Genomic DNA, 25,114 nt, shown 5'->3' with positions numbered 1-25,114 from the left:
AGGGACAGGCACCATGGACTTCGGATTCACCATCGCGGCCTATGTCGTCGCAGCAGTTCTCTTCATCCTTTCGCTCGGCGGCCTGAGCGGCCAGGAGAGCGCCAAGCGCGCCGTCTGGTACGGAATCGCGGGCATGGCCATTGCCGTGTTGGCGACGCTCTTTGGACCGGGGCAGGGGCTCTGGCTCGCCTCACTCGTGCTCATCGCCATCGGGGCGGCCATCGGCTACCAGCTCGCCACGCGGGTGCAGATGACGCAGATGCCCGAGCTCGTGGCCATCATGCACTCCCTCGTGGGTCTCGCGGCGGTCTTCGTGGGCTTCAACGCCGACATGATGATCAACGCGCAGGCGGCCTCGTTCGCAGCGAATGATCTCGTGCTCGGCGCGCCCGGCGCCTATGACGCGATGCCCGCGGAGATCATCGGCGGCCTTTCCGCCTTCGGCGATCTTATCGCCAAGAAGATCTTCGTGGAGATCACGATCCTCCGCGTGGAGCTCGTGCTGGGCATCTGGATCGGCGCGGTCACGTTCACCGGCTCCGTCATCGCCTATGCCAAGCTCGCGGGCGGCTCCTCCATGCTGCCCTTCAAGGTCGACACGGGCGCCAAGCAGCTTCCGGGCGGGCACATGCTCAATGCCGCGGCGGCGGTGCTCTCGGTCATCCTGATGTTCATGTATCTCGGTGGCTCGGGCTCGTGGACGCTGGTGCTGCTCACGCTGCTCGCGCTCTTCATCGGCTACCACCTGATCATGGGCATCGGCGGCGCGGACATGCCCGTCGTCGTCTCCATGCTCAACAGCTATTCGGGCTGGGCCGCGGCCGCGATCGGCTTCAGCCTCGGCAATGACCTTCTCATCGTGGTGGGCGCGCTCGTTGGCTCCTCCGGCGCGATCCTCTCCTACATCATGTGCAAGGCCATGAACCGGAGCTTCGTCTCCGTCATCCTCGGCGGCTGGGGCGGTGCCTCGGCGGGCGAGCAGATGGCCGTGGAGGGCGAGCAAGTCGCCATCGAGGCCGATGGCGTGGCCGCTTCGCTCAACGATGCCGACAGCGTCGTGATCGTGCCGGGCTACGGCATGGCCGTGGCGCAGGCGCAGGGCGCGGTGTCCGAGCTCACGAAGAAACTGCGCGCCAAGGGCAAGGAGGTGCGCTTCGCCATCCACCCCGTGGCCGGCCGCCTGCCGGGGCACATGAACGTGCTCCTCGCGGAGGCCAAGGTGCCCTATGACATCGTGCTCGAGATGGACGAGATCAACGACGACTTCCCCGAGACGGACGTCGTGATCGTGATCGGATCCAATGACATCGTGAATCCGGCGGCCCAGGACGATCCGAACTCGCCCATCGCGGGCATGCCCGTTCTCGAAGTGTGGAAGGCCAAGCAGGTCTTCGTCTCCAAGCGGGGGCAGGGCACGGGCTATTCCGGGATCGAGAACCCGCTCTTCTTCAAGGAGAACACGCGGATGTTCTACGGCGACGCGAAGGCCTCGCTCGACAAGCTCGTGCCGATGATCGACTGAGCCACACCCGTTGGATTTTGGAATGAGGGCGCCTTTCGGGGCGCCCTTTTTCGTTTCGGAAGGGCGCTAGGCCTGCGCGGCGGATCGTGATATGTTAGGGACGCTAACTTCGAAAGGCACGCCGCCATGCCCAAGGACACCAGCCAGACCACGCACGAGATCGAGACGGAAGCGGGCCGACTCTTTGTCCGCGAAACAGGCGAGGGGCGGCCCTGCCTGCTGTGGCCCTCGATCTTCGCCGACGGGCATCTGTATGACGAAATCGCCTCGCATCTACCCGGGCTCCGGCTGATCCTTATCGACGGGCCGGGCCATGGCCGCTCAGGCCCGGCACGCGCGCTTTCGCTCGCCGCGCAGGCGCGGGGCCTGATGGAAGTGGCCGAGGCGCTGGCACTTGAGCGCGCCGTGATCGGCGGGACCTCCTGGGGCGGGATCGTCGCGGCCCACGCCGCGCGCGCGGCCCCCGAGCGCGTCAGCGCGGCGCTTCTGATCAACACGCCCCTCGAGCTCGGCACCGGGGCCTCCCTTCAGCAGCGTTTCATCGCGGCAGGGGCGCGGTGGATCCCGGGGATGCGCGTCTTCCGAGAGGGCGTCGCACGGAGCTTCTTCACGGATCCCACTCTCGCGGATTGTCCGGACTATGCCGAGGCCTTCCACGGGATGCTCAAGCGGGCCGAGGGCCGTGCCATGGGCCCGGTCGTCCGTTCGGTGCTCTTCGACGGGCCGCCGCTCCGCCCGCTCCTGCCAGAGATCACCGTGCCCACGCTCATGATCGCCGGTCGCGAAGACGGGATGTATCCCCTCGACGAGATGCGCGCGGCGGCGGCGACGCTCCCGAACGGGCGATTTGCCGAGGTGCCGGGGCGCCACATCTCGGTCGTCGATGCCCCGGGACAGACGGCGCACGCGATCCGTGACTTCCTCGAGTGTCACCCCGCCTGAGAGGTGCCCTCCGCACGGGCAAGCCGCCTGCGATCCCGGCTGCGCGTCGCAGTATGCCAAAGTATTCCGCTAACATTCAGTAAAGGCGCGTCTTTTTGTCTCGCATCCGGGGGAAAGATGGCTATCTCTCTCAAAACGACGAGAGGGTGCCATGCCGGCCATCGAAGATCATCCGCTGCGCTACAAGCTGGCGAACGAAATCCATGCGCGCCCGTTCCCCGCGATGTCGGCCCCCGCGACGGGGGCCTATCTCGCGATCAAGCAAGCCGAGAATGCCTCTTCCCGTGACCGCGAGGGTGACCGCCGGCACCTCCTCGATCTGCTCGACCGCTTCGGCGCGGACCACCCCTCGCCCGGCGCCACGCATTACTTCGGCAAGGTGGGGCGCTACGCGCTCAAATGGGAAAGCCACACCGAATTCGTGACCTACACGGTCATGTCCGAGGGGCTGGGGGAGCGGCCCTTCGACCCCGTGGATTTCGAGGCCTTCCCGGAAGACTGGCTCGCAAAGGCGCCCGGCGTGCGGCTCACCTCCGCGCTGATCCGCATCCAGGAAGAGCCGGAGCATGCCAAGCAGGCCGACCTCATCGAGGATTGGTTCGTCTCGGAATCCCTGGCGGTGAGCGACGTCGTGGACGGCTCCGCCACGGTGGCCTCAGATTTCCGCATCGATCCGGCCGGGCACATGCGCTTTGCGATTTTCACGAACCCCGAGACCGGCACTCGCCGGATCGGGCGCGTGGTGCAGCGGCTCTGCGAGATCGAGACCTATAAGGCCATGTCCATGCTCGGCCTCGCGCGGGTGCAGGCGATGTCGCCGCGCCTCGCCGAGATCGATAGCGGCCTGTTGCGCCTGTCCGACGAGATGTCGAATGGCCCGCGCGGCTCCGAGGCGACGCTGAAGAAGCTCATCGCGCTTTCCTCCGAGCTCGAGAACATGAACGCCAAGGCGTCCTATCGCTTCGCGGCGACCCGCGCCTACGAGGCGATCGTCAGTAACCGGATCGAGGTCCTCCGCGAAGAGCGCTTCAACGGGCGCCAGACCTTCAGCGAATTCATGATGCGCCGGTTCGACCCGGCCATGCGCACCGTGCGCGCCACCCAACAGAGGATGCGGGAGATGTCGGAGCGAGCGCTGCGCGTGGGGGATCTCCTGCGCACGAGCGTCGACGTGGAGCGGCAGGCGCAGAACCAGATGCTGCTGGAAAGCATGGACAAGCGCGCGGATCTGCAGCTGCGCCTGCAGAAGACGGTGGAGGGGCTGTCGGTGGTGGCGATCAGCTATTACGCGGTCAATCTCGTCGTCTACGCGCTGGGCCCCGCGGCGGAGCCCGCGGGCATCTCCAACGTGCTGCTCTTCGGCATCGCCACGCCCTTCACCGTACTCCTCGTCTGGTGGCTCGTGCAGCGCATCCGCCGCTCCGTCGATACCTGAGCGTCAGGCCGAAGCGGTGGTGATCCGGGGCAAGGGGCGCGCGCGAAGCCCGGTCTGGCCCACGGCCCACCACGCGAGCACCGCCCCGCCCACATTGGCGAGTATGGCGGCCGCGAGCACGCCCGTGTAGCCGCCAAGCGTCACCCCGATCCAGGCCAGCGGCAGGTAGAGCGCGAAGACACGGGCGAGCGAGATACCCATGGAATAGAGCGCCTTCGAGCGGGCATTCATGGCGGCATTCGCCGTCACCAGCATGCCGTAGCCGAAGAGCGTCCAGCCCACGAGGCGCAAGTAGAGCGCGGCGTTTTCGGTCCCGGCAGCGCCGCCGGTGACGAGCTCGGCGATGGGCCCGCCGAAGAGCGCGAGCACGAGCCCGAGAGCAAGCGCGTAAACCACGCAGAAGGCAAAGCTCTGCCCCATGGCCGTCCGCGCGCGGGTCTCGTCGCCCTTCCCCCAGTTCTGTCCCACCACGGGGCCAATACCAGACGAGAGCGCAAGGAGCGGCACGAGGACCAGCGATTGCACCCGCGTGGCCGCGCCGAAGCCCGCGACGGCGTCCGCGCCCACGGTCGCCACGGCCGCGGTGACGGCAGCCATGCCGGCGGGGTTGATGGCGTTGGAGAAGGCGGCGGGGGCGCCCACTGCGAAGATCTCGCGCATGCTCAGGGCGAGGTTTTTCAGCGGGGCGCTCCCGAGGGCGATGTAGCCTGCGCGGAGCGCGATGGTCAGCGCGAGGCCCACGGCCACGGCGCGCCCGATGAGCGTGGCGAGCGCCGCGCCCTCGATCCCGAGCTCGGGCAGGGGCCCCAGTCCGAAGATGAGGAGCGGGTTGGCGGCTACGTTGACGCCCGCGGCGGTGACCATGGCGGTGGCGGCGAGCCCGCCCTTGCCATGGGCGCGGAAGACGGAGCCGAGCTGCATCATCACCACGAGGAACGGGAAGGAGAGCGACCAGAGCGGCATGTAATCGAGCACCGCATCGAGGACCACGCCCGAGGCGCCCATGAGGCCGAAGAGTGCGGGCGAGGCAGCCCAGACGCCCAGCGCCACGAGCGTGGAGAGAAGCAGCCCGAGCCCCACGGCATGGAGGGCGCGGCGGCAGGTCTTGGCGCCTTCGTCGCCACGGCCGATGCCCTGGCTCAGGGCAGCGTTCGCACCCGCCGAAAGCCCGATGGAGAGCGAGGTGACGGCGGTCGTCACCGGGTAGATGAAGCCCACGGCGCTCAGCGCCGCATCGGAATAGCGTCCGAGGAACACCGCGTCGGCAATGCCCACGGACAGGACGGCGAAGATGCCGAGCGCCATGGGCGCGGACATCGCAGTGAGCGCGCGCCAAACGGGCCCCTCGGTGAGGTCACGGGTCTGATCAGCCATGGCGGGACAACGCGCGCCGCCGTGTCGTGTTCCCCTTGGACGCGCGCGCCGCACGCCCCGGGCCTGACCCGGGGCCTCTTGGTCAGGAGCGGCGCGCCTTCAAGCTGCGCGGCGCAGCGCTTGGGCCATGCAGTGAATGCCGCCGCCGGTTTTCGAGATCTCGTCGGTCTCGACGGCGGCGATCTCGAAGCCCTGCGCTTTGAGGGCGGCGATGAGATGGGTGGAGCTCGCCGGGGCGATGACGCGGTCGCGCCCGAGGCTCATGAGGTTGCAGCCGAGGTTCATGGTGTCGCGGAAGGGCACGTCGATGATCTCGTGCCCCTTGCCGCGCAGCCAGCTGACGATGGCGGGGTCGGTGCAATCGGTGCAGACCGCGGTGAGCTTTTCGGCGATGGGCACGAGCATGAGGTCGATATGGACGTAGTATTCGTCGATGAAGGCGAGGCGGACCTCCCAGCCCTCCGCCTCGAACCAGCCGGCCACCTGCCGCGCGCCTTCTTCCTGCGTGCGCGCGCCGCCACAGCCGATGAGCACGCAGCCTTCCTCGATGACGTTGAAATCCCCGCCCTCGAAGGTGCCTGCGGTCACCATGTCGTATACGGGGATACCCAGCGCCTCGTAGTGCCGGATGGCGGCGTAGTTCTCGCCGCGCCGCCACCACTGGCTCATGGCCGTGATGATCGCGCCGTAGGGCGTCATGACGGAGCTGTCGCGGGTATAGACCTGCATGGTGAGCTCGGGCTCCGGCGGGGGCATGTGGATCGCCACGCCGAAATGCGCGTAGGCGCTCACGAGCTCGGCGTGCTGGGCCTGCGCGCGCTGGATGTCGCAGGGCGCGTCGCGCAGGTGCTTGCGCGAGAGCGACGAGGTGGCGCGGTGATAGAGATGGGCCGGCGAGCCGAGAAGGACATCCGTGAGCGGGTCCGTCTCGTTGCGGCCGCCCCAATGGGAGAGGGGGCTGGTGCCGCCCTGCGCCGCGCGGCGTTGAAGCGTGAAGGGATCGGTCATGGGGCAGAGTAAACAGCGGGGCGACGCGTTCACGCAACACTCATGGCCCGGCAAACCCGTTTGACGTGGATGTGAATCGCAACCATTGGCACTTCTCATGCATTTTACCCCTGCGCAGGTCCGCATTGCCTGCACACTGAAAGGAAGACGCGTATGTTGACCCGCCGCCATTTCATCGCGACCACCACGGCGCTATTCTCGCCCGCCCTCCCGCTCCTCGCGCAGGAGGACGCCCTGGTCGACCAAATCGACGCGGTCGAGGAGCCCGCGCCGCGCCCGCCGGTGTCGAACCGCGCGATGTGGGACACGTGGGATGCCCGTGTGACCCCCGCCAATTTCGATCCCACCACGTCGAACCCCTGGGGCTTTCACCCGCGCTTCCTGCCCACGGTGGTGGAGGCCAATGACGGGCTGACTTCGGGCGACATCCATGTCGATGCCACGGCGCGCTATCTCTACCACGTGCGGGGCGATGGATTGGCGATGCGCTACGGCGTCGCCATCGCGCGGGGCAATCTCTACGAGCCCGGCGTCTTCCGCATCGGTGCAAAGCGCAAATGGCCCACCTGGCGTCCCACCGACGCGATGATCGAGCGCGAGCCCGAGGTCTACAAGCAGCACGAGGACGGGATGGATGGCGGTCCCTCCAACCCGCTCGGCGCGCGCGCTCTCTATCTCTTCGAGGGGAGCCGAGACACCTACCTGCGCATCCACGGCACTCCTCTGCCACGCTCCATCGGGGGCCGTGCCTCCTCCGGCTGCGTGCGCATGGTCATGGCGCATATCATCGGGCTTTACGAAGAGGTCCAGACGGGCTCCACGGCCCATCTCTACCCCGCGGAAGCCTGATCCGGCGCGTCGCGCGCGCCGGCATTCTGGCTCAGGATCAGGTGCCGGCGGCAGCAGCCGCCGCGGCCTGCCGTGCCTCCCGCTCCTCGCGGGACAGGGCGCAGATCGGGCGGCCGCCCGGGGTGCGCAGCGGCAGGAACGTCGTCTCCACCACATTGGAATGCTCGTACCAGTAGCAGCCGTCATCGAGGAGCCGCGCTGTGCCCACGAAGCGGGGATCGGCCGCGGCGATGACTTCCTCGGGCAGGTTCGACACCGGGCCACCGCCCGTGCTGCCGCCGGGAACGGGCTCGCAGGCCGCCACGGCCATCAGGGCCACCATGATAAATGCTGAGCGAACCATTCCACATCTCTCCTCGCTGGCTTGGTTCGTTGGTACGGGCTTCGCGCGGGGGCTTGCAAGGCCTCTCGAGCCAGCGACTGCCCCAGCGACGTCCGTGGGCTGGTGGGGGCTGGTCGCGGGATCAGCGCCCGCGGATGCGAGGATCGAGCGCGTCGCGCAGACCGTCACCCAGGTAATTCACGCAGAGCACCGTCAGCGAGATCATCAGGCCGGGCCAGAGCACGCGCTCGGGATAGAGCACCATGCGGTCCACGCTGTCATTCAGGAGACGCCCCCAGGTGGGGAAATCCGGCGGGAACCCGAAGCCGAGGAAAGAGAGCGCGCTTTCGGTGATGATGGCCGTGGCGATCCCCAACGTGGCCGAGACCATGATGGGCGAAAGCACGTTGGGCAGCACGTGCCGTAGGATGAGCTTGCCCGGCTTCGTGCCGACGGAGCGGGCCGCGAGCACGAATTCGCGCTCCTTCAGCGCCAGCACGTCGCCCCGCACGATCCGCGCGGTCTGCATCCAGCTCGTGATGCCGATGAGCGAGACGATGAGGACGAACGTGCCCCCCTCGATGCCGAAGACGCCCGCCAGTGGCTCCCGGAAGAGGAGCGAGCCCACGAGGATGAGCGGGAGGAGCGGCAGCGCCAGAAAGAGATCCGTCAGGCGCATGAGCGGCGCGTCAAGGCGGCGGAAATAGCCCGCCGTCACGCCGATGAACGCGCCGAGCACGATGGAAAGCGCCATGGCCAAGAGGCCCACCGCGATGGAGACGCGGCCGCCATACATGAGCCGGGCGAGGTTATCGCGGGCGAGGTTGTCGGTGCCGAGCGGATTTTCCCACTGGATCTTCGCGCCACTGTCCCAGAGCGCCACGTAGACGGGCCGCGCGTCGCGCTGCTGGATCATCTCGAGCGTGGACGGGATCGCCTGCGGATCGGCGCGCCAGACGAGGGGGCCGAGGAAGGTCCCGAAGACGATGATGGCGAGGATCGCCAGCGACACCATGGCGCCGCGGTGCCGCCGGAACTGGCTCCAGACCTCGGCCCACTGGCTCTTCGGGGCCGTCGTGGGGACAGGGTCGGCGAGCGGCGTGTTGTGCGAGGCGTCAGTCATAGCGGATCCTCGGATCGAGCAGGCCGTAAAGGACGTCTGCGATGAGATTGAAGAGCACGATCAGCACCGCGAAGATGAAGGTCAGCGTCTGCACCATGGGCAGATCGTTGGCCTCGATGGCGGTGATGAGGAGCTGGCCGATCCCGTTCACCTTGAAGACCTGCTCGGTGATGATCGCCCCGCCGAAGATCTGCGGCACGCTGAGCGCCATGACGGTGACGACGGGGATCATGGAATTGCGCAAGACGTGCGTCATGACGACGGAGCGTTCACGCAGCCCCTTGGCGCGGGCCGTGCGCACGTAGTCCTGATTGAGATTGTCGAGCATGGAGGAGCGCATGAAGCGGCTCGTCTGGCTCGTGATCTGGAGCGCCAGCACCATGACCGGCAGGAACATCTGGTTGAGCTGGCGCACGAATGTCTCCCACGAATTCACCACGAGCGTGGTGTCGTAAATCGATGGGAACCAGCCCAGCTGCACCGAGAAGATCACGATGACGAGCACCCCCGAAAAGAACGGCGGCACGGAAAAGCCCACCATCGTGACGAAGGTGCCCAGATTGTCGAAGAGCGAGTACTGGCGGTAGGCGGAATAGATGCCCACCGGGATCGCGATCGCGAAGCCCACGATATAGGCGACGCCCACGACCCAGAGCGTCTGCGGCAGGCGCTGGACGACGATGTCCATCACCGGGGAGCGCGTCTGCCAGGAGATCGCGCGGAACTGCCCCTCGCTGAACGAGGTGCCGAAATAGTAGTCGATCATCACCTGCGGCTCGACGACGAAGAACTGGTAGAGCCATTTCGGGAAGCTGATCCAGATGGGCTGTCCCACGCCGAGGGCTTCGCGCATCTGCTCCTTTACTTCCGCGGGCACGGTCAGCGGCACCTGCGCCATGGGATCGCCCGGCGCGAGCTCGAGCAGCCCGAAGATGACGAGCGAGATGAAGAAGAGCGTGGGAACGGCGAGGACGAGGCGTCTGATCGTGTAGGTCAGCATGGCAGGGCCTTCAGCGTTGGTGTCTCGGGGCTTCGGTCATTGACGGACGGCGATCGTGGCAGCGGCGCCGGTGAGCCCGAGGGCCGAGGCGCGATTGAGGAGGCGGAGGCCGGCGGGCCCGGTCGCGAGGCGGCGGGCTTGTGCGGCCAAGAGGGCGTAGGCGGCAAGGACGGCCCACCAGACCAGGACGACGATGGCCACGAGCGCACCGATCGTGGGCCAGCTCAGCGTGCCGGCGTCGAAGACGGAGGGCAGGATGGCGACGTAAAACCCGATGGCCTTGGGATTTCCGAGGGGCAGAAGCGCGCCCACCCAGAAGCCGCCCTCGGCGCCCGCGGCGGCGCTTGCATCGGCGGTCCCCGGCGCCGCGCGCCAGAGCTGCCAGGCCATGTAGAGAAGGTAGGCTACGCCGGCCCACTTGATGACGGCGAAGGCCGGGCCCATGGCCTGTGCCAGCGCCGCAAGGCCCGCCAGCGCCATGAAGAGCAGCACGAGATCGCCCACGACGAGCCCGGTGACGAAAGGCAGCGTCCGCTCCACGCCGCGCGCCGCAGCCCGCGCCATCACCGCCGCCACGGCCGGGCCAGGCGACACGCTGTCGAGCGTGAATACGATGAGGAATGCGAGGACGAGCTCGGTTTGCATGGGCCTGCGTGATGTGTCTCGTGGAAGAAATCCACGCCCCGGGCTTGACCCGGGGCCTCTACCAGCGTTCTGGCGGAGGCCCCGGATCGGGGTCCGGGGCGTGAGGTGCGTGCGGCGGGCGTTACCCGTCGATGCGGTGCCAGTCGGCCACGTTCCAGAGCTCGCTGTCCCAGACGTTGAGGACAACGCCGCCCAGCGTGTTGGCATGGGCCGACAGGCGACCACGGTGGACGAGCGGGATCATCTTGCCGTTCGTCACCGCCAGGTCATTGAGCTCACGGCCGATGCGCGCACGCTCTTCGAGGCCCGCAGTGGCCTGAAGCTCGGCGTGGAGTGCGTCGTATTCCGGCAGGCAGAAGCGCGTGATGTTCTCACCTTGCCACTGCGTCTCGGGCCGCGGGGCCTTGTCGCAGAGCGCGTTGCCCAGATAGGCCTGCGGGTCGGTGCCGTTGAACGTGTTGGCGTACATCTCCACGTCGGCATAGAACTTCTGGAAGGTGTCGGGCGAGCCCGGGTCACCGCCGAAGAAGACGGAGGCGTTCACGTTGCGCAGCTCGGTCTCGATGCCGATCTGGCTCCACCATTCCTTGATGAGCGCCTGGAAGTCCTGGCGGACGGCGTTCGTGGAGGTCTGGTAGAGGATGGTCATCGGCACGCCGTCGGGCGTCTCGCGGATGCCGTCGCCGTCGGTGTCCATGTAGCCCGCTTCATCGAGCATGGCGTTGGCGCCCTCGATGTCCTGCACATCGCAGGTCAGCGCGTCGGAGTTGAACGCGGCGGGGGCGGGGACCCAGTTGCAGGTCACCTTGCCGGCCTGGCCATAGCCGATCTCCACGAGGAGGGGCCGGTCGATGGCCATGGACATGGCGTTGTAGACCGCCGGATCGCCGAGGAACGGATGCTCGGAGGGGCCGGTGGGGTCGTCCTTTACGGAGCGCAGCTCGCCGCGCGCGGGATCGGGATTGGCGTTGTTGAGCATGATGCGCTCCACGAGGGGGCCGAAGCCCGCCACGGGCGTGCCCATGCCGCCTTCTTCCATCTGCGCGATCACGTCGGGCGCGAGCTGGAGATTCCAGGCATAGTCGAACTCGCCTGTTTCCATCACGGCGCGGCCCGCGGCCGTCGCGTCGCCGCCGCCCTTGAACGTGACGCGGGCGAAGGCGGGCTTCGCGGGATCGCGGTAGTTCGGGTTGGCTTCCATCGTGATCACGTCATTGGGTTTGAAGTCCGTGACGACGAAGGGACCGGTGCCGATGGGGTTGAAGTTCTGCTCGGTGCAGGTCGAGGCCGCAGCTCCCACGCAATCGGCGAACTGCGCCGCCTGCAGGATCGGGCTCTCACCGCCCACGAAGGGGCCGTAGGGGTTCGGCGTGGGGCCGGAGAAGTTCACGACGACGGTGAGGTCATCGGGGGTCTCCACGCTCTCGACGCCTTCGAACTTCGTCACCTGCGCGCAGCCGCCCTCGGGGTCGGTGCAGTAGCGATAGGTGAATTCCACGTCCGCGGAGGTGAAGGGCGTGCCATCAGACCAGGTGAGGCCCGGCGTGATGTTCCAGGTGATCGAGGTCAGGTCTTCGCTCACGCCGCCATTGTCGACGGTGGGCACCTCGGTGACCAGCCAGGGGACGAGTTCGCCCCGCTCGTTGTAGCGGGCGAGCGGCTCGATGATCATGGAGGCGGATTCCACGTCCTTCGTGCCGCCCGAAAGGAACGGATTGAGGATCGAAGGCGCCTGCCAGTAGATGATGCGCACTTCGCCGTCCGAACCGCGTTCGGCGAAGGCTGCGGGCGCGAACGCAACGGCGGCGGCCGCACCCAAAAGGGCGGATTTCAAGGTCATTTCTAACTCCCGGTTGGTTGTCGTGCCGCGCGGGCCCCGCTCGTGTTGCCACCACAAAGCGCTGCATCGAAAGATGCGCCCGTGGTCGCGATGGCAGGGTCCCCCATGACACTCATGACGTCATGACGCCCCGCTTTTCCTGCGATTGCAAGCATTGCCTCGGGACAAGCGGCTGATTTTTCACCTTTTGCCTGATTTGCGCGCGGAAGCGCCGGGGAGCTGTTTGACAGCCGGGCAAAGCGCCGCCACGCTCACACAACGCTTGGGGAGGGACCATGCTCGATCAGACATCCGACCAGACACCGGTCGCCGACATCCGCAACCTTCGAGTGGAATTCCAGACAAAGGACGGCCCCGTGGTGGGGGTCAAGGACGTCAGCTTCACGATCAATCCGGGCGAGACGGTCTGCGTGGTGGGCGAGTCTGGCTCGGGCAAATCGGTCTCCTCGCTCTCGCTCATGCGGCTCGTGGAATTCGGCGGTGGCGATATCACCAACGGCCAGCTCCTCTTCGATCGCGGCAAGGGCCCCGAGGACATGGCGAAGCGCTCGCTGATGTCCATGCGCGGGCTGCGGGGCAACGAGATCGGGATGATCTTCCAGGAGCCCATGACCTCGCTCAACCCGGTCTTCACGGTGGAGCGGCAGCTCACCGAGGGGCTCATCGTCCACAAGGGGCTCTCGAAGGAGGCCGCGAAGGCGCGCGCGCTCGAGCTCCTCAAGCAGGTGCGCATTCCAGAGCCCGAACGGCGCCTCGCGCAGTATCCCCACGAGCTTTCGGGCGGCATGCGGCAGCGCGTCGTGATCGCCATGGCGCTGGCCTGCGAGCCCAAGCTCTTGATCGCCGACGAGCCCACCACCGCGCTCGACGTCACGATCCAGGCGGAGATCCTCGCGCTCATCGACCGGCTCAAGCGGGAGACAGGGACGGCGGTGATGTTCATCACCCATGACATGAGCGTCGTGGCGCAGATGGCCGACCGCGTTGTCGTGATGTTCCGCGGGGAGAAGGTGGAGGAGGGGCCGGTGGCCGAAATCTTCGCCAAGCCCCAGCACCCCTACACGCAGGCGCTCCTCGCGGCCGTGCCGCGGCTCGGCGAGATGACGGGCAAGGACCTGCCCGAGCCCATGAAGCTCCTCGGCAAGGGAGAGACCGAGGTCCTGCCGATCCCGGGGCAGGAGAATGTACTGCTCGACGTGCGCAACCTGGTCACGCGGTTCCCGGTGAAGGGCGGCTTCTTTCGGCGGACGGTGGCCAATGTGCACGCGGTCGAAGACGTAAGCTTTTCGATCAAGAAGGGGCAGACGCTCTCGCTCGTGGGCGAGTCGGGCTGCGGAAAGTCCTCCTGCGGGCGCGCGCTCCTGCGGCTCGTGGAGCCGCTTTCAGGCGAAGTGCGGCTCGACGGCGTCGATGTCATCGCGCTTTCGGAGGAGGAGCTGCGGCAGGCGCGCAAGGACATGCAGATGATCTTTCAGGATCCCTTCGCGTCGCTCAATCCGCAGATGCAGCTCGCCGACCAAGTGGCTGAACCGATTGACAATTACGGGATGCTGAGCGGGCAGGCCAAGGCCGACCGCGTGGCCGAGCTCTTCGACCGGGTGGAGCTGCCGCGGAGCTTCATGCGCCGCTTCCCCCACGAGCTCTCGGGCGGCCAGCGGCAGCGCGTGGCCATCGCCCGCGCGCTCGCCGTGAACCCCAAGCTCATCGTCGCTGACGAGGCCGTGAGCGCGCTCGATGTGAGCGTGCAGGCGCAGGTTCTCAACCTGCTCATGGAGCTGCAGGCGGAGCTCGGTATCTCCATGCTTTTCATCAGCCATGACATGGCCGTGGTGGAGCGGGTGAGCCACATCGTGGGGGTGATGTATCTGGGCCGCATCGTGGAGATCGGTCCCCGCCGCGCCGTCTTCGAGAACCCGCAGCACCAGTACACGCAGAGCCTGCTCAAGGCCGTGCCCGTGGCAGACCCGACCCGAAGAAAGAGCGAGCGGGATCTGAATTTCCGCCCGATCCCGTCGCCGATCCATCCCATCGATTACGAGCCCGCGCCCTCGGAATATGACGAGGTCTCGCCCGGCCACCTCGTGCTCCAGGGGGAATGGGCCGGGTACGCACGTGCCACGTGATCACCACGCCCCGGGCCTAACCCGGGGCCTCCCGCGTCGAGGGCGGATGCTCGGGACGGCGCTTTTCTTGAACTCACAGCGGATGCTGCCACCATGCCAGCCATGACCTTGACCGCCCGCGCCATGCTCGACCGTCTCGTCGCGTTCCCCACGGTGAGCCGCGACACGAATCTCCCGCTCATCGATTTCGTGGAGGACTACCTCGACGGCCACGGCATCTCCTGCCACCGCGACTACGACGAGACGGGTGAGAAAGCCTCGCTTTTCGCCCATATCGGGCCGGAGGAGCCCGGCGGCGTCGTGCTCTCGGGCCATACCGACGTGGTGCCAGTGGACGGGCAGGACTGGGTGACCGATCCCTGGACCGTGACCGAGAAGGACGGGAAGCTCTACGGGCGCGGCACGACGGACATGAAGGGCTTCGTGGCGCTCGCGCTCGCCGCTGTCCCGCAGATGAAGGCGCTCAGGCGGCCCATACAGCTGGCCTTCAGCTATGACGAGGAGGTGGGCCTCCTCGGCGCGCGGCCGCTGGTGGCGGCGATGAAGGAGAAGCTGCCCCCGGCGGAGGCGGTCATCGTGGGCGAGCCCACGGGCATGCGCGTCGTCAGCGGTCACAAGAGCTGTGACGCCTGCTTCGTCGACGTGCGCGGCTACGAGGTCCATTCCTCGAAGATGCATGAGGGCGTGAGCGCCACCATGGTGGCCGCGCGCCTCGTGGAGTGGCTGCGCCAGCGCTCCGAGGAGAACCGCGCCAAGCCCGTCCACCCGGACGACGCGCTCTTCGATCCGCCCTACACCACGCTCCATGTGGGCATGCTCAATGGCGGCACGGCGCACAACATCACTGCGCGGGACTGCTCCTTCAGCGTGGATGTGCGCAACGTCCCCTCCGAGATGGACGGGCGACACTTCAAGGGTTTCAAGGCGTTCTGCGACGAGGTGGATGCGGAGGTGAGGGCCGTGCATCCGACCGCGGGCGTCACCTGCCGGATGCTCGCCCCCGGGCCGGGCGTGAGCCCCGAGCCGAACGGGCCCGCCGAAGAGCTCGTGCGCCGCATCACCGGCGACAATGGCGAGCAGGTCGTCGCCTACGGGACGGATGGCGGCTGGTTCCAGGCGGGCGGTTTCAGCACTGTTATTTGTGGTCCGGGCGACATCGCGCTAGCTCATCAGCCGAACGAGTACATCACCGTGGCGCAGTTCGAGGCGGGCGAGGCCTTCCTCCAGAAGCTCATCGCGCAGTGTCAGTGACGGGGCCAGTGACGGGCGCGGGCAAAGAGGTCATCTACGGGTTCGATCCACTCTGCGGCTGGTGTTTCGGCCTCATTCCCGCCTGGCACGCTGCGCGCGCCGCCCATCCCGACCTCGCCGTGGAGGTCTTGCCTGGCGGGCTCATCACAGGGCCGCGCGTGGGCCCCTACAAGGATGCCGCGCCCTACATTCGCGGCGCCGCGCCCCGCATGGCCGCTGCGACCGGGCAGCATGTCTCCGACGCCTTCTTAGCGCTCATCGAAGCCGAGGACAGCCCCGTCAGTGCCTCCGCCCCGCCGTCCCACGCGCTGCTGCAAGCCCCGGCCGAGGCGCGCCTCGATTTCGCCCACGCCCTGCAAGAGGCCCATTTTCGTGACGGGCAGGACATCACCTCCGCCCCGGTCCTCGCGGCGGTTGCCGCGGCGCAGGGCCTGACGATTGACGCCCACGCCGCCGCGCGCGTCTCTGAGGACACGGAGCCCGTCCGCGCGGCCTTTCAACGCAGCGCCGCGCTGGCCATCACGACATTTCCCACCACATTGATCCTGAGAGACGGGGTCGAGACCGCGCGCATCGACGGCATCTACGACCCCGAAGAGTTCACAGCCACGCTGAGCCGCGCGCTCGAGGAGTAAGAGAGACCATGCCCATCAAAAACCGCTTCGCCGAACTCCTGCCCGACATCACCGCCTGGCGCCGCGATCTCCACGAGCATCCCGAGATTCTCTTCGAGACGCATCGCACGAGCGGGATCGTGGCCGAGAAGCTGCGCGCCTTCGGCTGTGACGAGGTCGTAGAGGGGATCGGGCGCACCGGCGTCGTGGGCCTCATCAAGGGCAAGGGCAGCTCGGGGCGCACCATCGGGCTCCGCGCCGATATGGACGCGCTCCCCATCCTCGAGGCCACGGGGCTCGATTACGCGTCGAAGACGCCGGGCGCGATGCATGCCTGCGGCCATGACGGGCATACGGCGATGCTCCTCGGCGCGGCGCAATACCTGTGTGAAACCCGGCAGTTCGACGGCGATGTTCTCGTGATCTTCCAGCCCGCCGAAGAGGGCGGCGGCGGCGGCAAGGAAATGGTCGATGACGGCATGCTCGACCGCTGGAACGTGGAAGAGGTCTACGGCATGCACAACTGGCCGGGCCTCGAGGCGGGCAAGTTCGCCATCCGCCCGGGTGCCTTCTTCGCCGCCGCGGACCAGTTCACCATCACCGTGACGGGCAAGGGCGGCCACGCCGCCAAACCCCAGGAGGCCGTGGATACCACCGTGATGGCCTCCCACATCGTGATCGCGCTGCAAAGCATCGTGAGCCGCAACGTGGACCCGGTGAAACAGGCCGTGCTCTCGGTCACCTCGTTCCAGACCTCCTCGAACGCTCACAACGTGATCCCGCAGACGGTGACCCTTCGTGGCACCGTGCGCACCCTCGACGCCGACATTCAGGACCTCGTCGAGGCGCGGCTTTCCGCCGTAGCCGAAACGACCGCCGCGGCCTATGGCGGAGAGGCCCTCGTCGATTACCAGCGCGGCTACCCGGTCATGGTCAACAGCGACGAACAGACGGATTTCGCCGCGGACATGGCCCGCAAGGTGGCCGGGGAATGCGCGGATGCCCCCCTGGTCATGGGCGGCGAGGACTTCGCCTTCATGCTCAACGCGCGGCCCGGCGCCTATATCCTCATGGGCAACGGGGACACCGCCAGCGTCCATCACCCGGAATACAACTTCAACGATGACGCGATCCCCGCGGGCTGCAGCTGGTGGACGGAGATCGTCGAACAGCGGCTGCCCCTCGCGAGCTAGAGCCCCAGCGCCTCAACGATCTGGGCCTCGATCCGGTCGAGGCCCTCGGCCTGCCGCCCGGCCACGTCCCGCACGGCCTCGCGGCGGGCATGGAGGAGCGGCGGGTGCGTGAGCATGTTGGCCACGGTGCTCGCCAGCGCCTGCACGCTCGTCACCTGCTGCACGGCCTTGCGGGTGTCGAACTCCGCGAAGGCATCGGTGAAATTCTGGATATGGGGCCCGGTGATGATTGCCGCGCCGTGCTGCGCGGGCTCGTAGGGGTTGTGCCCGCCCACCTTCGTCAGTGATCCGCCGAGGAAGACGATGGGTGCGGCCGCGTAAAGACTGCCGAGTTCGCCCAGCGTATCGATGAGCCAGACGGGCCCGCCTGGGCCCTCTCCCGCGCTCCGGCGCGGCGCAGGCCAGCCGCGGTTGACGATGAGGCGCGCCACCGCCTCGCCCCGTTCGGGGTGCCGCGGGGCGAGAAGGAGCGTGGCGTCCGGATGCTGCTCGAGCACAATGGCCTGGGCGTTGAGAATGAGCTCTTCCTCGCCCGGATGGGTCGAGGCCGCGACCCAGGACTTGTGCGGGACCTCCGCCATGAGCCCCGCGTCGGTGGGGAGCGGCGCGGCCATGCTTTTCAGATTGCGCGCCTTCTCCGCCCGCGGCGCGCCGAGATGGGCGAGCGCATGGGCAAGCGTATCCGTCTGCGTCAGCACGAGCGCGAAGCCCGAGAGGAGCGCGCGCGCCGTGGCCGGGCGCTTCTGCCAGCGTTTCAGGGATGTCTCTGACATGCGCGCATTCACCAGCGCCCGGGGCAGGCCGCGCGCCTCGAGCGCCTGGATCATATGCGGCCAAAGCTCGCTCTCGATGAAGAGCGCCGCGTCCGGGCGCCAATGGTCGAGAAAGCGCGCCACGGCTGCGCTGGCATCGAGCGGCGCAAAACGATGAAACGCCCCCTCCGGGAGCCGCGCCGCCATGAGCTTGGCGGAGGTGGGCGTGCCCGTCGTGACAAGGATCCGTGCCCGCTTGGTCAGTCGCGTGATGAGGTTGAGCGCGGAGAGGCTCTCGCCCACGGAGGCCGCATGGACCCATAGGAGCCGTCCCTCCGGGCGGGGGCTGTCGCCATGGCCAAGTTTCTCGGGCAGCCGGTCTTCCATGCCCGCCGCCGCGAGCTTCTTTCGTTCGCTGCGCATCGCGAGGGGCAGCAAGGCCCGCGTCGCGAGGCCATAGATGCGCAGGAGGGCGGTCACGGCCTAACCGCCGGTATGGGACATGTGCCGGCTCATCTGCCCGTCGGCCACCCCGCGGGCATAGTCGAAATCATGCCCGCGAGGCTTGAGACCGATGGCCGCGCGGATCGCCTCTTCGAGCGGGGCATCTTCGGGGGAGGCGCGGAGCGGCGCGCGCAGGTCGGATTTTCCCTCCTGCCCGAGGCAGGTGAAGATCTCGCCGGTGCAGGTGACGCGCACGCGGTTGCAGCTTTCGCAGAAATTGTGCGTGAGCGGCGTGATGAAGCCCACCTGCTGCCCCGTCTCATTGATCCGCACATAGCGCGCGGGCCCGCCCGTGCGGTGGCTGAGCTCGGTGAGCGTGTAGCGCGCGGCGAGGCGCGCGCGCAGGTCCGACAGGGGCCAATACTGATCGAGCCGGTCTTCATTGCCGAGATCGCCCATGGGCATGACCTCGATGAAGGTGATGTCCATCCCGCGCGTTTCGCAGAAGGCGAGGAGGTCGAAGAGCTCCTCCTCGTTGAAGCCCTTGAGCGCGACGGTATTGAGCTTCACGCGGAGCCCGGCGGCCTGCGCGGCATCGAGCCCGTCGAGCACCTGCGCGAGCCGCCCCCAGCGCGTGACCTCCTTGAATTTCACGGCGTCGAGCGTGTCGAGCGAGACATTGATCCGCCGAACGCCAGTCCGGGCGAGATCATCGGCAAAGCGGGCAAGCTGGGAGCCGTTCGTCGTCACGGTGAGCTCCTTGAGCGCACCGGTCTCGAGGTGGCGGCCCATGGCCTCGAAGAACTGCATGATATCACGCCGGACGAGGGGCTCGCCGCCGGTGATGCGCAGCTTTTCCACGCCCAGCCGGATGAAGGCCGAGGCCAGCCGGTCGAGCTCTTCCAGCGACAAAAGCTCCGCCTTGGGCAGGAAGGTCATCTTCTCTGACATGCAATAGAGGCAGCGGAAATCGCAGCGATCCGTCACCGAGAGGCGGAGGTAGGTGATCGCGCGCTGGAACGGATCGATGAGGGCGGGGGCGTTGGCCATGGCAAAGGTCTATGCGCGGTCCGTTGCCGTGTGAAGCCCCCCGCCTGTTGCGCGCATCCCTTGAGGGCGGTAGCGGTAGGTATGCGCGTGATTGTGATGGCTTTTCTGGCGTTCTGTGCAGGATGCGCGGAGTTCGCCGTTCCGGTCGGCCCTCAGCCGGTCGACGAGGCGGCACTGGTGCCCGAGCCCGACGAGGCGGCGCCCGAAGCGCCGCCCGCCACCGCCGCGGCCCCGGCAGAGACCCTCGCGACCTTGGGCAACGCCGCCGAGCCCGGGCTTTGGCTCAGGACACCGCTTGTCGACAGGCAAGGGCCGGGGCGCATCACGGCGGTGGAGACAGGCACCTCGCTCGACGTGACCCTTATCCCCATCGACGGGGCGCGCACGGCGGGAAGCCGGGCGTCGCTGGCGGCGCTGCAAGGGCTCGGCGTGCCGCTGACCGCGGTGGTGCCGATCCGCGTGACACCGCTCTGAGCATCACTCCACGGTGACGGATTTCGCGAGGTTGCGCGGCTGGTCCACGTCCGTCCCCTTGGCCACGGCGGTGTAGTAGGCGAGCATCTGCGCGGGCACCGCATAGAGGATGGGGGCGAAGAGCGGGTCGATCTCGGGCAAGAGGATCGTCTCCCACGCGCCGTCGCCGGCCATCTTCGCCCCGGCGCTGTCGGTGATGAGCACGACGCGCCCGCCGCGCGCCATCACCTCCTGCATGTTGGAGACGGTCTTGTCGAAGAGGGCGTCACGCGGGGCCATGACGACCACGGGCACGCTGTCGTCGATAAGGGCGATGGGGCCGTGTTTCAGCTCACCTGACGCATAACCTTCGGCGTGTATGTAGCTGATTTCCTTTAGCTTCAGCGCACCTTCCATCGCCAGGGGATAGAGCGCGCCGCGGCCGAGAAAGATGATGTCGCGCGCCTCTGCCAGCGAACGCGAGACGTCGGTGGACCGCTGGGCGAGTGTGAGTGCGTGCTGCACGAGGCCCGGCACGAGGCGCAGGTTTTCGAGGGCGTCCTCGGGCAAGGGCTGTCCCTTGGCGAGAGCGGCCTTCAGCGCGAGGAGCGCCAGCACCGTGAGCTGGCAGGTGAAGGCCTTCGTGGAGGCCACGCCGATCTCCGTACCCGCGTGGATGGGGAAGACGAGGTCGCTCTCCCGCGCGATGGTCGAGGTCGTGACGTTGACGACGGCGGCGATCTTGGCCGCCTTGCCTTCCATGTAGCGGAGCGCGGCCAGCGTATCTGCCGTCTCGCCGGATTGGCTCACAAAAATCGCGAGCGTGTTCGGGCTTACCGGTGGCTCGCGGTAGCGGAATTCGGAGGCGATATCGATCTCCACGGGGAGCCGCGCCAGCTGCTCGAACCAGTACTTGGCCACCATGCAGGCGTAAAAGGCCGTGCCGCAGGCCACGAGCGTGACACGCTCGATCCCCTCGAAATCGAACCCGTCGGGCAGCGTGATCGTGTCCCCGTCAAGATAGGCCGCAAGGCAGCGGTCAATAACGGCGGGCTGCTCGGCGATTTCCTTGGCCATGAAGTGCTTGTGGCCGCCCTTGTCCGTGGCGCCCTGGTCGATCTGGACGGTATGGACCGCGCGGTTGGCCCGGCGCCCGTGCCTGTCCTCGATGTCGATGCTCTGGCGGGTGAGGACGGCGAAATCGCCCTCTTCGAGATAGGTGATGCGATCCGTGAGCGGCGCGAGCGCGATGGCGTCGGAGCCGAGGAAGACCTCGCCTTCGCCGTGCCCGATGGCGAGGGGGGAGCCCTTCCGCGCGGCGACCATAAGGTCAGGCAGCCCGTCGAAGAGAAAGGCCAGAGCAAAGGCACCCTCGAGCCGGGCCACGGTGCTCCGCGCGGCGTCCACGGGCGATTGCCCGCCATCCATGAAATGCTGGCAGAGGAGGGCGACCGTCTCGGTATCGGTCTGCGTGACGAACTCGATCCCGTGCGTCTTCAGCTCGTCGCGCAGCTCCCGGTAATTCTCCACGATCCCGTTATGGACGACGGCGACCTTGGCGGCGCGGTGGGGATGGGCGTTGAGCTCGGTGGGCGCGCCGTGGGTGGCCCAGCGGGTATGCCCGATCCCGGATTTGCCCGCGAGCGGCTGATGCACGAGGAGATCGCTCAGATTGACGAGCTTGCCCACCGCGCGGCGGCGGTCGAGCGCGCCATCGTTGACGGTGGCGATGCCCGCGCTGTCATAGCCGCGATATTCGAGCCGCCGGAGCCCCTCGACGAGCATGGGCGCGACTTCGTGCCTTCCGAGAATTCCTACGATTCCGCACATTTACTTGCCTTTCTTCGCCTTGATGTCGCGCAGTTTGGCCATCAGCCTCCGCGCGAGGCCGGGCTTGTTCTCCTGCCGCGCGCGGGCCACGGCGAGGTCGCCCTCGGCGACGTCCTTCGTGATGACGGAGCCGGAGCCCGTCATGGCCTCGTCGCCCACCGTCACCGGCGCCACGAGCATCGTGTTCGAGCCGATGAAGGCGTTTTTCCCGATCTCCGTGCGGTGCTTCATGACGCCGTCGTAGTTGCACGTGATGGTGCCTGCGCCCACATTCGTGCCCGCGCCGATGGCCGCGTCGCCGATATAGGAGAGGTGATTGATCTTGGCGCCTTCGCCGATCTCGGCGGCCTTCACCTCCACGAAGTTGCCCACGCGCACGTCCTCGGCGAGCTCCGCGCCGGGGCGGAGGCGGGCATAGGGGCCCACGACGGCCCCGCGGGCGACATGGCACCCCTCGAGATGGGAGAACGCACGGATGCGGGCCCCGGTCTCCACGGTCACGCCAGGGCCGAAGACGACATTGGGCTCCACCGTGCAATCCCGGCCGAGCACCGTGTCGAAGGCGAAAAAGACAGTGTCGGGCGCGTCGAGTTGCGCACCGTCCTCCAGCGCCTCGCGCCGGGCCCGTGCCTGGAACGCGGCCGTGGCGGCGGCGAGGTCTGCCCGGGAATTGATCCCCAGCGTCTCTTCCTCCGGGCAGGTGACGACGCGGGTGACGAGCCCGCGCTGGCCGGCGAGCCCCGGCAGGTCGGTCAGGTAGTACTCGCCCGCCGCGTTGGTGTTCGTCACCTCGCCGAGAAGCTCGAAAAGGAGCGTGGCATCGGCGGCGACAAGCCCGCTGTTGCAGAGCGTGATCGCGCGTTCCTGCGCGGAGGCGTCCTTCCATTCCACGATCCGGAGGAGCCGGTCGCCCTCCGTCACGAGCCGCCCGTATTGCCCGGGATCGGCGGCCTCGAAGCCGAGCACAACGACGCTGGCCTCCTCGAGCGCCTCCGCCATGGCCCGCAGCGTCTCGGGGCGCACGAAGGGCGTGTCGCCGTAGAGCACGAAGGCGGGGCCCTCGTGGCCCGCGAGGGCCTCCTTTGCCTGAAGCACGGCATGCCCGGTGCCGAGCTGCTCTGTCTGGCGGACACACGTCAGGGTCTCGTCATGGGCCATCGCCGCGGCCTCCACCGCCTCGGCGCCGGATCCGGTGACGACGATCTTCTGCTCGGCCTCCAGCTCCCGGGCGCTGTCGAGCGCATGGACAAGAAGCGGCGCGCCCGCGATCTCGTGGAGCACCTTGGGCAGGTCCGATTGCATCCGCGTGCCGCGCCCGGCGGCCAGGACGATGAGTGCAGTGGGCATACTCGGGCCTCGGTTTTGTTTTCTTTTTGATAACCATCAAATGCGGCCTTGCCGCAAGGCATTTGGCCGTCACTTTGCGTGTCGATGTGAAACGGGGTTCGGCGGAATGATGCGCAGTGTGATTTTTGATCTCGATGGCACGCTCGCCGATACGAGCGGTGATCTCCTGGCGGCGGCGAATGCCTGCTTCGAGGGGCTGGGGCTGGGCAGGCTCCTGGACGCGGGCGATGCGGGCACGGCGCTCCGGGGCGGTAAGGCCATGCTGGCGCTCGGCTTTTCGCGGGTCGAGGGCCATGGCGCGGAGGCGGTGGAGGCGGAATATCCCAAGCTCCTGCGGCACTACGCGGCGGCGCTCGATCATCACACGGTGCTCTATCCCGGGGCGCTCGAGGCCGTGGAGCGCCTTCGCGCGGAGGGCTTCAGCGTGGCGATCTGCACCAACAAGCCCGAGGGCCTCGCGGAGGCGCTCATGACCTCCCTCGGAGTGCGGGACCGCTTCGGCGCGCTCGTCGGGGCTGACACGCTCCCCGTGCGCAAGCCCGACCCCGCGCCCTTCTTCGAGGCGGTGGCGCGCGTGGGCGGGGACCCGAAGCGCGCGCTCCTCGTGGGAGACAGCATGACCGACGAACGCACAGCGCGGGCCGCGGGGGTGCCATCGGTCTCGGTCTCCTTCAGCCCCGATGCAGAGAGCCGCGCGGAGATGTCGCCCGATGCGTGGCTCGATGATTACGCCGCGCTTCCCGCCCTGGCCGCGCGGCTCCTCCCTTGACGTTGCCCGCGCGCGCCGCCTAGCTCCCTGCCATGGAGACCTTCACCGGCAGCTTCACGCAGCAGGAACCGATCCCCGAGGAGGGGATCGTGGCGGCGCTCGACGTGCTGCGCCACGGGCGGCTGCACCGCTACAACGAGGCAGAGGGGGAGGTGGCCGAGACCGCGCGCCTCGAGGAAGAGTTCGCCGCGCAGATGGACGCGAAATACTGCCTCGCCGTGGCCTCGGGGGGATACGCGCTGTCCTGTGCGCTCCGCGCCGCGGGCGTGAAGCCCGGCGACCCGGTGCTCTCCAATGCGTTCACGCTTGCGCCCGTGCCCGGCGCCATCGCCAGCGTGGGCGCGCATCCGGTCTTCGTGGGAGTCACGGAGGGGCTCACGATCGACCTTGCCGATCTCGCCGCCAAGGCGGGCGCGGCGCGGGTGCTGATGCTCTCTCACATGCGCGGCCATATCTGCGACATGGACGCGGTGATGAAGCTCGCGGCCCGCGAGGGGCTCATCGTGATCGAGGATTGCGCGCATACCATGGGCGCGCAGTGGAACGGCGTCTGGAGCGGGCGCCACGGCCATGTGGGCTGCTATTCCACGCAGACCTACAAGCACGTCAATTCCGGCGAGGGCGGCTTCATCGTCAGCGATGACGCGGAGATCATGGCGCGCGCTGTCATGCTCTCGGGCAGCTACATGCTCTATCGCAAGCATCGCGCCGCACCGCCGCCCGAGGCCTTCGAGGGCATCAAGTACGACATGCCCAATATCTCGGGCCGCATGGATAATCTCCGTGCCGCGATCCTGCGCCCGCAGCTCAAGCGGCTCGAGGCGCAATGCGCGCGCTGGAACGAGCGATACGCCGCCGTCGATGACGGCCTCGCCGAGTGCCCCGGCCTCACGCGGATCCGGCGCGAGAAGCGGGAGGCCTTCGTGGCCTCGTCCTACCAATTCCTGCTCCTCGACTGGGCCGACGAGGCGATCCGTGCCGTCGTGTCGCGCTGTGCCGCGCGGGGGGTCGAGCTCAAGTGGTTCGGCGCGCCGGAGCCCGTGGCCTTCACGTCCACCTACCAGAGCTGGCGCTACGCGGACCCCGAGCCCATGCCAGCCACGGACCGCATCTTGCGGGCCGTGATGGATATGCGCCTGCCGCTCACCTTCAGCCTCGAGGATTGCGCCCTCATCGCGCGCATCATTCGCCAAGAGGTCAGCGCCGTGCACCAGAGCCGCTAACGCTG

At 67.7% G+C, this 25,114-nt stretch carries 22 protein-coding genes; 11 read left to right on the top strand and 11 right to left on the bottom strand.

Translation table 11 applies throughout. From position 1 onward, the window contains the following. Positions 1–13 precede the first annotated feature (13 nt). The 3 genes from AAFM92_07110 (at position 14) to AAFM92_07100 (ending at position 3,899) form a co-directional block, all read left to right on the top strand. On the top strand, positions 14–1,522 hold the full coding sequence (locus AAFM92_07110) for an NAD(P)(+) transhydrogenase (Re/Si-specific) subunit beta (protein ID MEL7300137.1): 1,509 nt from the start codon (positions 14–16) through the stop codon (positions 1,520–1,522). A 126-nt stretch (positions 1,523–1,648) separates the two neighbouring features. Further along, entirely contained in the window at positions 1,649–2,464 is an 816-nt protein-coding gene (locus tag AAFM92_07105) for an alpha/beta hydrolase (protein MEL7300136.1), read from the top strand. 151 nt (positions 2,465–2,615) lie between these two features. Beyond that, the gene (locus AAFM92_07100; GenBank protein ID MEL7300135.1) at positions 2,616–3,899 is read left to right on the top strand and encodes a DUF3422 domain-containing protein; all 1,284 of its coding nucleotides are present in this window, start codon (positions 2,616–2,618) and stop codon (positions 3,897–3,899) included. 3 nt (positions 3,900–3,902) lie between these two features. On the opposite strand, the gene AAFM92_07095 is transcribed toward AAFM92_07100, so the two are convergent. Together AAFM92_07095 and AAFM92_07090 are read right to left on the bottom strand one after the other, a co-directional pair. Then, on the bottom strand, positions 3,903–5,273 hold the full coding sequence (locus AAFM92_07095) for an MATE family efflux transporter (GenBank protein MEL7300134.1): 1,371 nt from the start codon (positions 5,271–5,273) through the stop codon (positions 3,903–3,905). A gap of 99 nt (positions 5,274–5,372) precedes the next feature. Further along, positions 5,373–6,281, bottom strand: coding sequence for a dimethylarginine dimethylaminohydrolase family protein (locus AAFM92_07090; protein MEL7300133.1), 909 nt, complete (start codon positions 6,279–6,281; stop codon positions 5,373–5,375). A 153-nt stretch (positions 6,282–6,434) separates the two neighbouring features. Here AAFM92_07090 and AAFM92_07085 point away from each other — a divergent pair, with 153 nt between their 5' ends. Then, positions 6,435–7,130 (top strand): L,D-transpeptidase, encoded by a 696-nt coding sequence (locus tag AAFM92_07085; protein ID MEL7300132.1) that lies wholly within the window; start codon positions 6,435–6,437, stop codon positions 7,128–7,130. A 37-nt stretch (positions 7,131–7,167) separates the two neighbouring features. Here AAFM92_07085 and AAFM92_07080 read toward each other — a convergent pair whose 3' ends face one another. From AAFM92_07080 to AAFM92_07060, 5 genes are all read right to left on the bottom strand, one after another. Next, positions 7,168–7,473, bottom strand: coding sequence for a hypothetical protein (locus AAFM92_07080; protein MEL7300131.1), 306 nt, complete (start codon positions 7,471–7,473; stop codon positions 7,168–7,170). Between the two features lie 121 nt (positions 7,474–7,594). After that, a complete protein-coding gene (locus AAFM92_07075) occupies positions 7,595–8,575 on the bottom strand; it encodes an ABC transporter permease (protein ID MEL7300130.1) in 981 nt (326 codons plus the stop codon). After that, positions 8,568–9,575: an ABC transporter permease gene (locus tag AAFM92_07070; GenBank protein MEL7300129.1), complete on the bottom strand. Its 1,008-nt coding sequence runs from the start codon at positions 9,573–9,575 to the stop codon at positions 8,568–8,570. Before AAFM92_07070 ends, AAFM92_07075 begins: the two co-directional genes overlap by 8 nt. Positions 9,576–9,611: 36 nt before the next feature. Further along, a complete protein-coding gene (locus AAFM92_07065; GenBank protein ID MEL7300128.1) occupies positions 9,612–10,220 on the bottom strand; it encodes a LysE family translocator in 609 nt (202 codons plus the stop codon). A 121-nt stretch (positions 10,221–10,341) separates the two neighbouring features. Next, positions 10,342–12,060 carry a peptide ABC transporter substrate-binding protein gene (locus AAFM92_07060; GenBank protein MEL7300127.1) on the bottom strand — a complete coding sequence of 573 codons (1,719 nt, stop codon included), beginning with the start codon at positions 12,058–12,060 and terminating at the stop codon, positions 10,342–10,344. A gap of 275 nt (positions 12,061–12,335) precedes the next feature. Here AAFM92_07060 and AAFM92_07055 point away from each other — a divergent pair, with 275 nt between their 5' ends. From AAFM92_07055 to AAFM92_07040, 4 genes are all read left to right on the top strand, one after another. Continuing rightward, positions 12,336–14,183, top strand: a complete 1,848-nt coding sequence (locus AAFM92_07055; GenBank protein ID MEL7300126.1) for an ABC transporter ATP-binding protein — start codon at positions 12,336–12,338, stop codon at positions 14,181–14,183. 93 nt (positions 14,184–14,276) lie between these two features. Continuing rightward, entirely contained in the window at positions 14,277–15,434 is a 1,158-nt protein-coding gene (gene argE, locus AAFM92_07050; protein ID MEL7300125.1) for an acetylornithine deacetylase, read from the top strand. After that, the gene (locus AAFM92_07045; protein ID MEL7300124.1) at positions 15,431–16,069 is read left to right on the top strand and encodes a hypothetical protein; all 639 of its coding nucleotides are present in this window, start codon (positions 15,431–15,433) and stop codon (positions 16,067–16,069) included. Before argE ends, AAFM92_07045 begins: the two co-directional genes overlap by 4 nt. 8 nt (positions 16,070–16,077) lie before the next feature. Beyond that, positions 16,078–17,241, top strand: a complete 1,164-nt coding sequence (locus AAFM92_07040) for a M20 aminoacylase family protein (GenBank protein ID MEL7300123.1) — start codon at positions 16,078–16,080, stop codon at positions 17,239–17,241. On the opposite strand, the gene AAFM92_07035 is transcribed toward AAFM92_07040, so the two are convergent. Continuing rightward, positions 17,238–18,473 carry a 3-deoxy-D-manno-octulosonic acid transferase gene (locus AAFM92_07035; GenBank protein MEL7300122.1) on the bottom strand — a complete coding sequence of 412 codons (1,236 nt, stop codon included), beginning with the start codon at positions 18,471–18,473 and terminating at the stop codon, positions 17,238–17,240. The two genes, AAFM92_07040 and AAFM92_07035, sit on opposite strands and share 4 nt — an antisense overlap. Positions 18,474–18,476: 3 nt before the next feature. Next, complete coding sequence (gene moaA, locus AAFM92_07030; GenBank protein ID MEL7300121.1) at positions 18,477–19,487, bottom strand: GTP 3',8-cyclase MoaA; 1,011 nt, start codon at positions 19,485–19,487, stop codon at positions 18,477–18,479. Between the two features lie 96 nt (positions 19,488–19,583). On the opposite strand from moaA, the gene AAFM92_07025 reads away from it, so the two are divergent. Then, positions 19,584–19,961: a hypothetical protein gene (locus tag AAFM92_07025; protein MEL7300120.1), complete on the top strand. Its 378-nt coding sequence runs from the start codon at positions 19,584–19,586 to the stop codon at positions 19,959–19,961. 3 nt (positions 19,962–19,964) lie between these two features. On the opposite strand, the gene glmS is transcribed toward AAFM92_07025, so the two are convergent. Both glmS and glmU read right to left on the bottom strand, forming a co-directional pair. Then, the gene (glmS, locus tag AAFM92_07020; protein ID MEL7300119.1) at positions 19,965–21,770 is read right to left on the bottom strand and encodes a glutamine--fructose-6-phosphate transaminase (isomerizing); all 1,806 of its coding nucleotides are present in this window, start codon (positions 21,768–21,770) and stop codon (positions 19,965–19,967) included. Continuing rightward, the gene (gene glmU / locus AAFM92_07015; GenBank protein MEL7300118.1) at positions 21,771–23,117 is read right to left on the bottom strand and encodes a bifunctional UDP-N-acetylglucosamine diphosphorylase/glucosamine-1-phosphate N-acetyltransferase GlmU; all 1,347 of its coding nucleotides are present in this window, start codon (positions 23,115–23,117) and stop codon (positions 21,771–21,773) included. Positions 23,118–23,226: 109 nt separating this feature from the next. Here glmU and AAFM92_07010 point away from each other — a divergent pair, with 109 nt between their 5' ends. After that, positions 23,227–23,886, top strand: coding sequence for an HAD-IA family hydrolase (locus tag AAFM92_07010; protein MEL7300117.1), 660 nt, complete (start codon positions 23,227–23,229; stop codon positions 23,884–23,886). Positions 23,887–23,918: 32 nt separating this feature from the next. After that, positions 23,919–25,109 (top strand): DegT/DnrJ/EryC1/StrS family aminotransferase, encoded by a 1,191-nt coding sequence (locus AAFM92_07005; GenBank protein ID MEL7300116.1) that lies wholly within the window; start codon positions 23,919–23,921, stop codon positions 25,107–25,109. The last annotated feature ends 5 nt before the right edge of the window (positions 25,110–25,114 follow it).

The sequence above is a fragment of the Pseudomonadota bacterium genome (assembly GCA_038533575.1).
Classification (GTDB): domain Bacteria; phylum Pseudomonadota; class Alphaproteobacteria; order Rhodobacterales; family Rhodobacteraceae; genus Shimia_B.
This window is presented reverse-complemented; position numbering and strand designations above follow the sequence as displayed.